The 12,761-nt window shown below is 64.2% G+C and carries 11 protein-coding genes; 5 read left to right on the top strand and 6 right to left on the bottom strand.

All coding sequences use genetic code 11. The features are described from left to right. Positions 1 to 4: 4 nt before the first annotated feature. Positions 5 to 391, bottom strand: coding sequence for an MmcQ/YjbR family DNA-binding protein (locus tag EYV96_RS00775; RefSeq protein WP_131149630.1), 387 nt, complete (start codon positions 389 to 391; stop codon positions 5 to 7). 206 nt (positions 392 to 597) lie between these two features. Here EYV96_RS00775 and EYV96_RS00770 point away from each other — a divergent pair, with 206 nt between their 5' ends. Together EYV96_RS00770 and mfd are read left to right on the top strand one after the other, a co-directional pair. After that, complete coding sequence (locus EYV96_RS00770) at positions 598 to 1,203, top strand: GNAT family N-acetyltransferase (RefSeq protein WP_205746058.1); 606 nt, start codon at positions 598 to 600, stop codon at positions 1,201 to 1,203. Between the two features lie 149 nt (positions 1,204 to 1,352). After that, positions 1,353 to 4,802: a transcription-repair coupling factor gene (gene mfd / locus EYV96_RS00765; protein ID WP_131149628.1), complete on the top strand. Its 3,450-nt coding sequence runs from the start codon at positions 1,353 to 1,355 to the stop codon at positions 4,800 to 4,802. Between the two features lie 24 nt (positions 4,803 to 4,826). On the opposite strand, the gene egtD is transcribed toward mfd, so the two are convergent. Together egtD and egtB are read right to left on the bottom strand one after the other, a co-directional pair. Beyond that, positions 4,827 to 5,798: an L-histidine N(alpha)-methyltransferase gene (gene egtD, locus EYV96_RS00760; RefSeq protein ID WP_131149627.1), complete on the bottom strand. Its 972-nt coding sequence runs from the start codon at positions 5,796 to 5,798 to the stop codon at positions 4,827 to 4,829. Between the two features lie 9 nt (positions 5,799 to 5,807). Continuing rightward, entirely contained in the window at positions 5,808 to 7,052 is a 1,245-nt protein-coding gene (gene egtB, locus EYV96_RS00755; RefSeq protein ID WP_131149626.1) for an ergothioneine biosynthesis protein EgtB, read from the bottom strand. A 233-nt stretch (positions 7,053 to 7,285) separates the two neighbouring features. Between egtB and EYV96_RS00750 the strand changes: the two genes are divergently transcribed. Beyond that, positions 7,286 to 7,726 (top strand): DUF6491 family protein, encoded by a 441-nt coding sequence (locus EYV96_RS00750; RefSeq protein ID WP_131149625.1) that lies wholly within the window; start codon positions 7,286 to 7,288, stop codon positions 7,724 to 7,726. A gap of 51 nt (positions 7,727 to 7,777) precedes the next feature. On the opposite strand, the gene EYV96_RS00745 is transcribed toward EYV96_RS00750, so the two are convergent. The 3 genes from EYV96_RS00745 to EYV96_RS00735 form a co-directional block, all read right to left on the bottom strand. Then, positions 7,778 to 8,119: a hypothetical protein gene (locus EYV96_RS00745; RefSeq protein WP_205746057.1), complete on the bottom strand. Its 342-nt coding sequence runs from the start codon at positions 8,117 to 8,119 to the stop codon at positions 7,778 to 7,780. A 352-nt stretch (positions 8,120 to 8,471) separates the two neighbouring features. Next, positions 8,472 to 10,664: a bifunctional 23S rRNA (guanine(2069)-N(7))-methyltransferase RlmK/23S rRNA (guanine(2445)-N(2))-methyltransferase RlmL gene (rlmKL, locus tag EYV96_RS00740; protein WP_131149624.1), complete on the bottom strand. Its 2,193-nt coding sequence runs from the start codon at positions 10,662 to 10,664 to the stop codon at positions 8,472 to 8,474. Beyond that, complete coding sequence (locus tag EYV96_RS00735) at positions 10,661 to 11,188, bottom strand: alpha/beta hydrolase (RefSeq protein ID WP_131149623.1); 528 nt, start codon at positions 11,186 to 11,188, stop codon at positions 10,661 to 10,663. The genes rlmKL and EYV96_RS00735 overlap by 4 nt, the downstream gene beginning before the upstream one ends. A gap of 63 nt (positions 11,189 to 11,251) precedes the next feature. Here EYV96_RS00735 and EYV96_RS00730 point away from each other — a divergent pair, with 63 nt between their 5' ends. Then, positions 11,252 to 11,809, top strand: a complete 558-nt coding sequence (locus EYV96_RS00730; RefSeq protein WP_131149622.1) for an N-acetylmuramoyl-L-alanine amidase — start codon at positions 11,252 to 11,254, stop codon at positions 11,807 to 11,809. Between the two features lie 72 nt (positions 11,810 to 11,881). Next, the gene (tesB, locus tag EYV96_RS00725) at positions 11,882 to 12,745 is read left to right on the top strand and encodes an acyl-CoA thioesterase II (RefSeq protein ID WP_131149621.1); all 864 of its coding nucleotides are present in this window, start codon (positions 11,882 to 11,884) and stop codon (positions 12,743 to 12,745) included. The last annotated feature ends 16 nt before the right edge of the window (positions 12,746 to 12,761 follow it).

Genomic DNA, 12,761 nt, shown 5'->3' with positions numbered 1-12,761 from the left:
CCTTTCAGTGCGGCGGCAACGGGCCCAGGGTGGACTGGTACTTCTTGGTCAGCTTCTGCCGCACCTCGGTGTAGGAGGTTCGGATGAAAGCCTCCAGCTCCTGCGTCGGATAACGCGGGACATCGGTAACAGCTACCCAATGGGCACGTGCCAGATAGGGGGACGGGATGATACCCGGGCGATCGGTCAGTTCGAGGAAGCGCTCCGCGGGTACCTTTATGGTCAGGCGCTCCATGACGGACCGGTCCGCCGACGTGATGGCGAACATCTTCCCACCTACGCTGTAGACGAGATCCGCTCCCCACTTGATGTCGCGGGTGACGCCGGGCCAGTGCCCGCACAAGGCGTCGAATTTCTCCAGGGTCAAACCCATCGCCACTGCTTTGCCCATCTCATCGACTCCACATGATGACCGCGACACTTTGCCTGGCGCATTCTGACCCAGATCAGGGTCGAAACCTCCGCCATGACGCAATGTGCATGCGCAACAGCACCCTGACCCGGCTGCGGCGAGGCGCCACAGTGCAAGGGGACAGATCTGACCGATTTGTTCATGCTGCACTGCACACAATACGGTAAAGTACGGACATGCTGACCATGCCTACCACCGACACGATCCAGCCGCCCAGCCGCCTGCCCCCTCGCGGGCCTGGCCGATTTGCGCGTCCGCAGCTGCTGGCCGTGCCCGCCCCGTCCAAGGGCGAGCGGGTGCGCACGCATGACGGCCACGAACTGACCCTGCGCAGCATCGAGCCCGGCGACGTGGCCGCCCTGCAGCGGGCCTTCGCGCGCCTGTCGCCGGAGGAAATCCGTCGCCGCTTCCTGCACGCGATGGCCGAAATGCCACCGTCGATGGCCCAGCGCCTGACCCGCATTGATCCCGAGCTGGAAACGGCACTCGTCTTGATGGACGAGACCCAGCGTCCCGCCGAAATGCGTGGCGTCGGCCGCATCTTTGTCGACGTCGCCGCCAACAGTGCGGAGTTCTCCGTCCTGGTCGAGCACGACTGGACCCGCAAGGGCCTGGGCGCCCTGCTCATGCAGCGCCTGGTCGATGACTGCCGTCGTCGTGGCCTGAGCGAGGTCTGGGGCTACGTGCTTTACGAGAACCGGCCGATGCTCGAACTGTGCCGCGAACTGGGCTTTACGCGACGCATGATGTCGGAAGAGCCCGGCACGGCGCAGTTGTCGCTGCTGCTCTGAGGCCCTGCCCGCCACGCGGGCATCCGATTCGTCTTTCGGCCGACTCATCCTTTTCGCCCTGACGCGAAGGAGGCGACCTCACGGTCGTCGAGCTACACTTGCCCGCTTTCATTGGCGCAGCTTCGCCGCGCCCCGGAACGCCGCGCCTCATGCCAAGTCCGATCCCCCATCCCTCCCTGCCCACGACGCCCAAGCAGCGCCGCTTCTGGGCCTCGCCGAACGGTTCGTCGCGCGCCCTGCTGCTGGCCGAGGCCGCGCGTTCGCACGACGGCCTGGTGGTAGCCGTCGCTCGCGACACGCAGCGTGCCAGCACCCTGGAGGATGAGCTGAAGGTATTCGGCGGCGATCTGCCGGTGCTGCATTTTCCCGATTGGGAAACGCTGCCCTACGACATCTTCAGCCCGCATCCGGAAATCGTCTCGCAGCGCATCGCCACCCTCTACAGCCTGCCGTCGACCAAGCGCGGCGTCCTGGTGGTGCCGATGGCAACGTTGATGCAGCGCATCGCACCGCAGAGCCACATCACGGGCTCTGGCCTCGTCCTGCACAAGGGACAGAAGCTCGATCTCTCGGCCCAACAGCGCAGACTGGAAGCCGCGGGCTACCACAACGTGCCGCAAGTCGCCGAACCCGGTGACTTTGCCGTGCGCGGCGCCCTGATCGACATTTTCCCGATGGGCACGGCCGAGCCCTATCGCATCGAGCTGTTCGACGATGAAGTGGAGTCGATCCGCAGTTTCGACCCGGAAACGCAGCGCTCGCAGCACACCGTGGACAAGGTGGAACTGCTTCCCGCGCGCGAATTCCCGCTGACCGACGAAGCGGCGAAGAACTTCCGCGGCAACCTGCGCGAACGCTTCCCCATCGACATCCGTCGCTGCCCGCTTTACCAGGACATGAAAGAAGGCGTGACGCCCGGCGGCATCGAGTACTACCTGCCGTTGTTCTTCCCGCAAACCGCGACGTTGTTCGACTACCTCGCCGACGATGCCGTCTTCCTCCTTGGGGAAGGCGCCATGGAGGCCGCCGACCAGTTCTGGGTGCAGACGGGCGAACGCTATGACCAGCGCGCGCATGACATCGAGCGTCCGGTCCTGCCGCCGAACGAGCTGTACCTGCCGCCGGAACAGCTGCGTGCACAGCTCAACAAGCGCCTGCGCGTGGAACTGGTGGAGGCCAGCCACGAGCATGCCATCGCTTCGGGCACGCAGCCGGCGCCTGAGCTTCCTCTCAATCGCAAGGGTGAGGAACCCGGCACATCACTTCGCCATTTCCTGTCCGGTTACAAAGGCCGCGTGCTGATCGCCGCCGACTCTGCCGGGCGACGCGAGGCGCTGATCGAAACCCTGGCCGGCGCGGGCCTCAAGCCCGCGACAATCGGGGGCTGGCGCGACTTTGCCGACAGCGACACCGCCTTCGCCATCACCATCGCGCCACTGGAACAGGGCTTCGCGCTCAACAAGCCGCAAGTCACGGTACTTACCGAGCGCGAACTCTATGGCGAACGCGTCCGCACCGAGCGCAAGCGCCGGCGCGGTGCCGCGCGCGATCCCGATGCAATCATCCGTGACCTGACCGAGCTGACCATCGGCGCGCCGATCGTCCACGTCGACCACGGCGTGGGTCGCTACCAGGGACTGGTGTCGATGGAGCTGGGCGGGATGGAGGGCGAGTTCCTCACCATCGAGTATGCCAAGGGCGACAAGCTGTACGTGCCGGTGGCGCAGCTGGGACTGGTCAGCCGCTACACGGGCACGGCGCCGGAACTGGCGCCCCTGCACTCGCTGGGTGGTGACGCCTGGGAGCGCGCGCGCCGCAAGGCCGCCGAAAAAGTACGCGACGTGGCCGCCGAGTTGCTCGCCATCTACGCGCAGCGCGAAGCGCGCGGCGGTGAATCGCTGCCGATCGATCGCCAGATGGTGGAGGAGTTCGGCTCGAGTTTTCCGTTCGAAGAGACGCCCGACCAGGAGCAGGCCATCGATGCCGTCCTGCGCGATCTTGCTGCGCCACGCGCCATGGATCGCGTGATCTGCGGCGACGTCGGGTTCGGCAAGACCGAGGTCGCCCTGCGCGCGGCCTTTGCCGCCGCCACCGCTGGCAAGCAGGTGGCCGTACTCGTTCCCACCACCCTGCTCGCGCAGCAGCATTTCCGCAACTTCGCCGATCGCTTTGCCGACTGGCCGGTACGCGTTGACGTGCTGTCGCGCTTCAAGTCCACCAAGGAAGTCAACGAAGCGCTCAAGAAGCTCGCCGATGGCCAGATCGACGTCATCGTCGGCACGCACAAGCTGCTGCAGCCGGACATCCGCTTCAAGAATCTCGGCCTCGTGATCGTCGACGAAGAACAGCGCTTTGGCGTGCGCCAGAAGGAACAGCTGAAGAAACTGCGCGCGGAAGTGGACTTGCTGACGATGACGGCGACGCCGATTCCGCGCACATTGAACATGGCGATGAGCGGGTTGCGCGATCTCTCGCTCATTGCAACGCCGCCGGCCCACCGCATGGCCGTGCGCACCTTCGTCAGCACCTGGGACCCTGCCACCATTCGCGAAGCCTTCCAGCGCGAGCTGGCGCGCGGCGGACAGGTCTACTTCCTGCACAACGAAGTGGACAGCATCGAACGCACGGCGAGGGATCTTCAGGAACTCATTCCGGAGGCGCGCATCGGCATCGCCCACGGCCAGATGGCCGAGCGCGAACTGGAACAGGTGATGGCGGACTTCCACCGGCAGCGATACAACGTGCTCGTGTGCACGACCATCATCGAAACCGGCATCGATATTCCGACCGCCAACACCATCATCATTGACCGCGCCGATCGCTTCGGCCTTGCGCAGCTGCACCAGTTGCGCGGCCGCGTGGGTCGCTCGCACCACCGCGCCTATGCCTATCTGGTCGTGCCGGACCGCAAGGCCACGACGGCTGATGCCGAGAAGCGTCTGGAAGCCCTGGCATCGCTGGAAGAGCTCGGTGCCGGCTTCACGCTGGCCACCCACGATCTGGAAATCCGTGGCGCGGGCGAACTTCTGGGCGACGAACAGTCCGGCCAGATCCAGGAGATCGGCTTCGGGCTCTATACCGAGCTGCTTGAACGCGCCGTGCGCGCGCTCAAATCCGGCAAGGTGCCCGATTTCGATCTCAGCTCCGAACACGAAACGGAAGTCGAGCTGCACCTCCCTGCACTCATTCCCGACGACTACCTGCCGGACGTCCACACGCGACTGACGCTGTACAAGCGCATCGCCAGCGCGCGCCATCACGATGCGCTGCGCGAGCTCCAGGTCGAGATGATCGATCGCTTCGGCTTGCTGCCCGATGCCACCAAGCAACTGTTCGCCGTGGCCAGCCTCAAGTTGATGGCGACGCCGCTGGGCATTCGCAAACTGGACGTGGGCCCGAATGGCGGGCGCATCACCTTCCGCGACAAGCCCGAGGTCGAGCCCATGGCCATCATCCGCCTGATCCAGAGCCAGCCGCGCGTCTACAAGCTCGATGGCCAGGACAAGTTGCGCATCATCCTGGAACTTCCCGGCGCCAGCGAACGCATTCGCGCGGCGCAGGAAGTCCTGGTGTCTCTCGGTGCGCGGCGACCGGATTGATGCCGCAGGTCAGCCGGTGAGGAACTAGCTCCTCACCAGCATTTGCACGCTGAACAGCCCGTCCCGATCCAGCCAGACCTGCGCCACGCGCAGGCCTGCGCGGGATGCGAGCTGGGCAAAGTCCTCCAGGGAGTACTTGCAGCTGTACTCCACCAGCATCGCCTCGCCCGCGCTGAAGTCAAAACGCCGCGATCCCGCGCGTACACGCTGGTCGACGGTACTGACAATGTGAGTTTCAATCCGTCCGGCCCAGGCGTTGTAGCGCGCGCGATGCCGGTACTGGTGCACCGCGAAATCACACCCCAGCTCACGATTGAGGCGCACCAGCATGTTCAGCGTGAACTCGGCGGTGACTCCCGCCTTGTCGTTGTAGGCCGCCTCGATGGTCGCCGGATTCTTTTTCAGATCGACGCCGATCAGGATCGCACCGTTCTCACCCATCTCGTCACGCATGGTGCGCAGCAGGCGTGATGCATCACGCTGGTCGAAGTTGCCGATGGTGGAGCCAGGGAAATACACCACCGTGCGCTTGGCCGTGCGCGGCGGCACCGGCAGCCGCAGCGGCTTGGTGAAATCAGCATGGAGGGGCTGGATTGGCAACTGTGGGAATATCTCGCCAAATCGCTTGACGCTTTCACGCAACGGCTCACCTGCGATTTCCACCGGCACATAAGTAACGGGTCGCTCGAGATGCTCAAGCAGAATGCGTGTCTTGATGGCACTACCGCTGCCGAACTCGACCAGGCGCACATCGGCACCCAGCACGTCGGCTATGGCCTGACCATGCTCGCGCATCAGCGCAAGCTCCGCGCGCGTCAGGTAGTACTCCGGCTGCTCGCAGATATCCTCGAACAGCTGCGAACCGCGCTCGTCGTAAAACAGCCAGGAAGGCAGTTGCTTCGACGTTCGTCCGAGCCCTTGCTGTACGACCTCCAGCAGATCGTTGGCCGGCGGACGTCGTTCGTCATCTCTCAGTTCGAAAGCTTGGGTATTCATCAACCTTGCTCAGGCGTCGCGTGCCAGCCGGGTTCCGCTGAACTGCCAGCGCGCGTGGGGCGGAAAGAAATTTCGATAAGAACATCGGATGTGGCTGACTGGCGTCGCGCACGAACCACCGCGCAGCACCCACTGGCCGCTCATGAATTTGCCGTTGTATTCGCCAAGCGCACCGGGCAGCGTCTTAAAACCCGGGTAGCTCACGTAAGGTGACGCGGTCCATTCCCAGGCGTCACCGAACATCTGCAAAAGACCCGCGCCTCGCGCCGCATGCGGCAATCGCGGCCAGCCATCGAGCAGATTGCCCTGCACGGGGACCGAGGCAGCCGCATGCTCCCATTCCTGTTCCGTGGGAAGCCGCGCACCCGCCCAGCGAGCGAACGCGTCCGCCTCGAAGTAACTCAGATGCGTTACCGGCGCCGACGGATCCAGTTCGCGCACGCCGCCCAGGGTGAAGGCACTGGCCAGATCCTCCTGCCAGTAGAACGGCCGGCTCCAGCCCTGGCCCTGCACCGTGGCCCATCCATCCGACAGCCAAAGCAGCGGATCGTGGTAGCCGCCGTCCTGGATGAACATCAGGTATTCGCTGTTGCTGACCAGGCGATTGGCCAGCATGTAAGGGCGCAGCAGGTAACCGTGCCGCGGCGATTCGTTATCGAAGGCAAAGCCCTCGCCCTCGTACCCCACCTCGACGGTTCCGCCTTCACAGGCCACGAAGCGCAGCGGCACGGGCTCACCCGGCACCGACGCGATATGGGCGTCGTAGGCCGGCAACAGTTCGTTGCATGAAAGCGCGTGCTGGATGTCGGTCAGCAGCAGCTCCTGGTGCTGTTGCTCATGGTTCATGCCCAGCTCGACGAGGGCCAGCGTTTCCGCATCGGCACCACGTTCGAGCCAGGCCGCCAGTGCTTCGTCGACATGCGATCGCCACGCCTTGACGTCATCCAGCGACGGGCGGGACAGCACGCCGCGCATCGGACGGGCATGCATGGGACCGACGGATTGGTAATAGGAGTTGAACAGCTCGTGCCATTCTGGATGGATGGCCTTAAACGTCTTGTTCCTGGAGAGCACAAACCTTTCGAAGAACCAGGTGGTGTGCGCCAGATGCCATTTGGTCGGACTGGCGTCCGGCATCGACTGCACCATCATGTCTTCGGCCGAGAGGCCGGTGCACAGCGCCGCGGTCTGTTCCCGCACGGCACGGAAACGGGAAGCGATCGACGTCGCAACGGTCAGGTCGGAAGGGCTCATCAAAAGCTCCGGTACACGGAATCCACCGCCCGGACGTTATGGAGGCCGCTGGATCGCGAGCGAAAGTGCATGCCGGAACCTTGCCGGACCGCTTGTTCACATTGCGTGATCCAACGATGGCAGAGGCTTGACAGCGGCCGCGTCCCGGGCGGTCAATGTTGCCGGCTCGATCGATCCGGGTGACCTGGAGCGGCGGGTATCAGGGAGTTCCATTCAACCTATGAGGTGATCTCATGAAAACGCGCATCGTGATGCTGGTTCTGGCCATGGCCATCAGCAGCGTCGTTCAGGCTCAGTCGGCTCCGAAATCCACACCGGAATACCACCCGCTAAGACCCGTCAGCGAATGTCTGCGACCCGATCGCCTCAACCAATGGTATGTACTGGACAACCATACGATCATCGCCAAGGCCGGGCCTGATCGCTACCTCGTCAAGCTGCAAAACGACTGCCCGCGCCTGGGCATTGGCCAAAGCCTGCGCTTTCGCGCCAATCAATCGAACAAGATGACGGGATGGGGCGCCATCTGCGGCGAGTCCGGAGAAACGGTGCGGTCGCGTGATGAGCCACCTTGTGCCATTCAGTCCGTGTCCAAGATCGACAAAGCCGAATATGACAAGCTGGAAGATCAGGCGGTGAAAGGCGGATTCATGACCGGGCCACATCACCCGTAACCGATAAAAAAAGAGCCCGGCGATTGCCGGGCTCTTTGTCTCGCGATTCGGTCAATCTTCGTAATCGCGATAGTAGTGACGCGGGCGCTCATGGTAGTAACCGCGCTCCTGGTACACACGACGCACCACGACCGGCCGCTCAACCACGTACGGCTCATCGTAGTAAACGACGCGTGGCGCAGGACGGTAGTACACCGGCGCCGGATAGTAGGCCGGACCGTAGTAGGGGCGAGCATAGCCGTTGCTATAGCCGACGCTCACGCCCGGCAGGTTGACACCGATGCCAACACTGACGTGGTCGCGCGCAAACACCGGTGCAAAGGCACTGCAGCCCAGCAACACCGCAGTTGCCAGCACGACTCGCTTGACGTTGGAAAGCTTCGACTTGTTCATGAATGGGACTCCGCATAGCGTGCCCTGACAGTGAGTTCAGATGAATCCGACAGAGTCATCCACCACTACCTGACACGGCACCTATGCTCGGTCCGAAGCGCTGAATCGACACTGAGCAAATTCGAGGTTGCCCGCGCTCGTAAATCCGGCGTTTGGCCAGCACCGCGACAACCTGAATGACGAGCGCCATCGTCGCGATCGGGCGACGACAAGGGCAAAGGAACCGGTCTCACCCATGGGGTGAAGAACAGGCTTGCGACATCGCTTTCCGGGACGACGAAACGGCCGGATCCGCCGGAGAACTCCTGAACCACCGTGCACACGCAGGGTGGTTCAGGTTTGGCGATCGCCGTCAGCGCGAGCGATGGCGAATGTGGCCGACGCTGCTTTCCCACGGCGATTCCTGCGGATGCAGGCGCAGCAACCAGCAACCGTGAATATCCGAACGTCGCGCAAAGTCGAACGGAATACTCGCGGCACTCCAGTCCTCGATCAGGAATGTATCTTCCAGTCCGGCACGATCCAGTTCGAAGCGACGGAAGTTATTCGAGAAGACAATGACGCCATCGCCCGCCAGGCGCTCCCCACAGGCCTTGAGCATGCGCACGTGGTCGCGCTGCACATCGAAGTCATCAGCGCGCTTGGAGTTGGAGAAAGTGGGCGGATCGACATAGATCACGCCGTAGCGCTCGCGATCCTCCTGCAGGAATGCCATCGCATCGGCCTGCATCAGCCGGTGTTTGGCGCCGGAGAATCCGTTGAGGGCGAGATTGCGCGATGCCCAGTCCAGATAGGTTCCCGACAGATCCACGCTGGTCGTATCACGCGCGCCGCCGGCGGCCGCGTAGACGCTCGCCGTTGCCGTGTAGGCGAACAGATTCAGGAAGCGACGATCCTTGGCGAGCTCGCGCAGCCTGGCGCGCACCAGACGGTGATCGATGAACAAGCCGGTGTCCAGGTAATCGGTCAGGTTGACCAGGAAGTTCAGGCCGCCCTCTTCCACTTCGACGAACTCACCGCGCTGATCGAACTGCCCGTACTTGGAACCGCCCTTGCCGCGTTCGCGAGTCTTGAGCGCCACTCGATCGCGTGGCACTTCCAGGACCTCGCCAGCAACGCGCACGATCTCACGCAGGCGCTGACGCGCGGTTTCCACGGGAACATCCGCCGGTGCGCGGTATTCCTGCACATGCAGCCACTGGTCGCCGCTGGCGTTGCCATAGACGTCAATGGCCGCCGCGTACTCGGGCATATCCTGATCGTAAGCGCGCCAGCAATGGATGCCTTCGCGTTCCAGGCGCTTGCGCAGATGGCGGACGTTCTTTTCCAGGCGATTGCGCAGCATCTGCGCGCCTTCGGACAGCGGCTTGGCTTCGCGCGGCGTGTCGGATCGCGCGTGCAGCTCGAACAGCAGCAGCGTGGTTTCCAGCGCGCCGTTGTAAAGCGTGTATTTCTTCTCCGCACGCAGGGGCATGGCGCGACCGAGCTCGACGTCACCAGCCAGCACGGCGGCGCGCCAGCCGGCAAAGCGCTCGCGCAAGGTCTCGCCAATGGCGCGGTACAGTCGCGGCATCTCGGCGCGATCACCAAGGCGCTCGCCGTAGGGCGGGTTGGTGATGACCAGGCCACGCGGGTAACCCGGCGGCGGCGACACATTGAGCGCATCGTGCTTGTCGAGCGTGAAGAAGCCCGAGATGCCCGCTTCCTGCGCGTTGCGCTTGGCGGTCTGGATCATGCGCGCATCGGCATCGCTGCCGAAGAAACACGAACGAAGGGCGCGCAAGCCGGTCTCGGCACGCTGGTTGGCGTCATCCAGCAAACGCTTCCACGCTGCCAGATCGTGCTTGAGCCAGCCAAGAAAACCGAAATATTCGCGGCGCAGGCCCGGCGCGACGTCGGCCGCCATCAGCGCGCCTTCGATGAGCAAGGTGCCCGAGCCACACATCGGGTCGAGCAGCGCACCACCTTCGGCATACATCTGCGGCCAGCCCGCGCGCAGCAGCATGGCGGCGGCGAGATTTTCCTTGAGCGGCGCATCGCCCTGCAGCTCGCGCCAGCCACGCCGATGCAGGGGCGCACCGGCAAGGTCGAGCGATACCGTGGCGCGATCGCGGCGAATGCGCACGTTGATGCGTACGTCAGGCTCCTCAGTATCAACGTCCGGGCGCGAACCGTCACGCTGGCGGAACTGGTCGACCACGGCATCTTTCACGCGCTGCGCGATGTACTGCGTGTGCGTCAGCTTGCTCTGGGCGGCCACCGCATCGACGGCGAGCGTGCCGTGCGCCGCCAGGTGCGTGGACCAGTCGATGGTCTGGATGCCGGCATAGAGCGCATCGTCCGTCGCGGCATCGAACTCGGCCAGCGGCAGGAGGATGCGGCTCGCCAGGCGCGACCACAGGCAAGCGCGATAAGCGGTCTCAATCGAACCGGCGAAATGCACACCTGCCAGCGCTTCACGGACGTCTTCCGCACCCAGCGCGGCCAGCTCGTCGCGCAGCAGGTATTCCAGGCCCTTGGGGCAAGTCGCAAAGAAGGCGCTCATGCGGCCACCGCCAGTTTTTCGAGGAAGAAACGGAATTCGCTGGCGATGTGATCGACGCTGTCGCTCAGGCGATGGTCGTCATCGAGCGTCAGCAACGGCAAACGTTGGCGACGGATGACCGGGTAAAGCGCATCCAGCGGGCAAATGTCATCACGCCAGCCATGGATGAATACGGTCGGCACGCCGGCACGCAGGTCGAACGCCTGGCTGACACCGGGAATGGCCGACGGCGTCGCCAGCAGGAACAGGCCGGCAACGGGCCGGTCCAGCGAAGCCAGGCCCGAAACAAAAGCCCCCATGCTGGATCCGACCAGCACCACCGGCGCCTTATGGGCATCCATGGCGGCGCGCAGGCGCTCCAGGCGCGGCTGCACCGACCCGGCATGCCCGTTCAGGTCATCCTGTCGGTAATCGGGACGTTCCGTGGACCAGCCCAGCGACTCGGCCAGGGCAGCCAGGGCGCTGACCTTGGTGGCGTCCGGGCCCGAATCCGAGCCGTGGGAAAGAAGTATGTGGCCGCGCATCGCGGTCTCCAAAGGTGCTGCAAGGCTGCACATGATAGCCGGGCCCATGCGAGACTCGCGGCCATGCCTGCCCCGACTGTTCACGATCAGCTCCTGCCCTACGTCGACTGCCTGTCCGAACGCCCCCTGGAGGCGGTCGAAATGGTGGTCATCCACTGCACCGAACTGCCTGACCTGGCCCTCGCCCGTGAGTACGGCGAGAAGGTCATGCACGATAGTGGCGCCGGCAACAGCGGGCATTACTACATCGACCGTGACGGGAGCACGTATCGCTATGTTCCCGACAACCGCGTTGCGCATCATGTACGCGGCCGCAACGCGAACTCCATCGGTATCGAACTGGTGAACCTGGGGCGTTACCCGCACTGGTGGGACTCGCGCCACCAGACCATGACCGAACCCTATGCCGACGCCCAGATCGACGCCCTCGAAGGCCTCCTGGCGGACCTGAGGGCACGCCTGCCACGGCTGAAGCAGATCGCCGGCCACGAAGACCTGGATACGGCTCGCCTGCCGGCCAGCGATGACGCGACGCGGGAGGTCCCGCGCAAGCTTGACCCGGGCCCGCTGTTCCCATGGGATCGCGTCCTGGCCCACAGCGAGCTGGAGCGCGTTCGCTAAGTCGCACCGTGGACGCGGGGTCCGAGCCGGCCCGGCTATACTCGCCGGCCACTGCCTCCCTGAGCCTTTTCCATGACGGATAGCCACGTCCTCGAACTCGTCGACCTGCTGCAACTGGAGCGCCTGGAGGACAACCTCTTCCGCGGCCAGAGTCGCGATATCGGCACCCACTTCGTGTTCGGCGGGCAAGTTCTGGGACAAGCCCTGTCGGCCGCCCAGCAGACGGTGGAACCGCGGCGCCAGGCGCATTCGCTGCACGCCTACTTCCTGCGCGCGGGCGACATCCATGCGCCGATTGTCTACAGCGTCGAACGGACCCGCGACGGCGGCAGTTTCTCCTCCCGCCGCGTCGTAGCCATCCAGCACGGCCAGCCCATCCTCAATGGCTCCATTTCCTTCCAGGAGCCGGAAGAAGGCTTCGAACACCAGTCCTCGATGCCTGAAGTCCCGGCGCCGGAAGACATCGAACCGATGCAGCCGCTGCCGCCGGAGCAGCTGGCCAAGCTGCCGGAAAAGCTGCAGCGCTGGCTGGGAGTGGATGCGCCGTTCGAATTCCGCCACGTCTGGCCGCAGGACAAGCTGCATCCGACCAAGCGCCCGCCCTACCAGCACATCTGGTTCCGGCTGGCCGGTCGCGTGGCCGACTCCGACGTCCTGCACCGGTCCTTGCTGGCGTATGCCTCCGACTTCAACCTGATTGGCACGGCGACGCTGCCGCACGGCATTTCCTACTACACGCACAACGTGCAGATGGCGAGCCTGGATCATGCCTTGTGGTTCCATCGCCCGTTCCGCACGGACGAATGGCTGCTGTATTCCTTCGACAGCCCCACCGCACAAGCCGGGCGCGGCCTGGCACGCGGCCAGATTTTCAGTCGCGACGGCAGCCTCGTGGCGTCAACGGCCCAGGAAGGCCTGATCCGCCTCAAGAAGTAAGTTATCAGGAGCCGGT

The sequence above is a fragment of the Dyella terrae genome, from assembly GCF_004322705.1.
Taxonomy (GTDB): domain Bacteria; phylum Pseudomonadota; class Gammaproteobacteria; order Xanthomonadales; family Rhodanobacteraceae; genus Dyella_D; species Dyella_D terrae.
Note: the sequence above shows the minus strand (reverse complement) of the source record. Positions and strands in the feature narration are given on the sequence as shown.

Excerpts from the sequence above, each read along its gene's own strand:
- EYV96_RS00775 (WP_131149630.1), bottom strand. The coding sequence starts at position 391 with ATGGGCAAAGCAGTGGCGATGGGTTTGACCCTGGAGAAATTCGACGCC.
- EYV96_RS00770 (WP_205746058.1), top strand. The coding sequence starts at position 598 with ATGCCTACCACCGACACGATCCAGCCGCCCAGCCGCCTGCCCCCTCGC.
- mfd (WP_131149628.1), top strand. The coding sequence starts at position 1,353 with ATGCCAAGTCCGATCCCCCATCCCTCCCTGCCCACGACGCCCAAGCAG.
- egtD (WP_131149627.1), bottom strand. The coding sequence starts at position 5,798 with ATGAATACCCAAGCTTTCGAACTGAGAGATGACGAACGACGTCCGCCG.
- egtB (WP_131149626.1), bottom strand. The coding sequence starts at position 7,052 with ATGAGCCCTTCCGACCTGACCGTTGCGACGTCGATCGCTTCCCGTTTC.
- EYV96_RS00750 (WP_131149625.1), top strand. The coding sequence starts at position 7,286 with ATGAAAACGCGCATCGTGATGCTGGTTCTGGCCATGGCCATCAGCAGC.
- EYV96_RS00745 (WP_205746057.1), bottom strand. The coding sequence starts at position 8,119 with ATGAACAAGTCGAAGCTTTCCAACGTCAAGCGAGTCGTGCTGGCAACT.
- rlmKL (WP_131149624.1), bottom strand. The coding sequence starts at position 10,664 with ATGAGCGCCTTCTTTGCGACTTGCCCCAAGGGCCTGGAATACCTGCTG.
- EYV96_RS00735 (WP_131149623.1), bottom strand. The coding sequence starts at position 11,188 with ATGCGCGGCCACATACTTCTTTCCCACGGCTCGGATTCGGGCCCGGAC.
- EYV96_RS00730 (WP_131149622.1), top strand. The coding sequence starts at position 11,252 with ATGCCTGCCCCGACTGTTCACGATCAGCTCCTGCCCTACGTCGACTGC.
- tesB (WP_131149621.1), top strand. The coding sequence starts at position 11,882 with ATGACGGATAGCCACGTCCTCGAACTCGTCGACCTGCTGCAACTGGAG.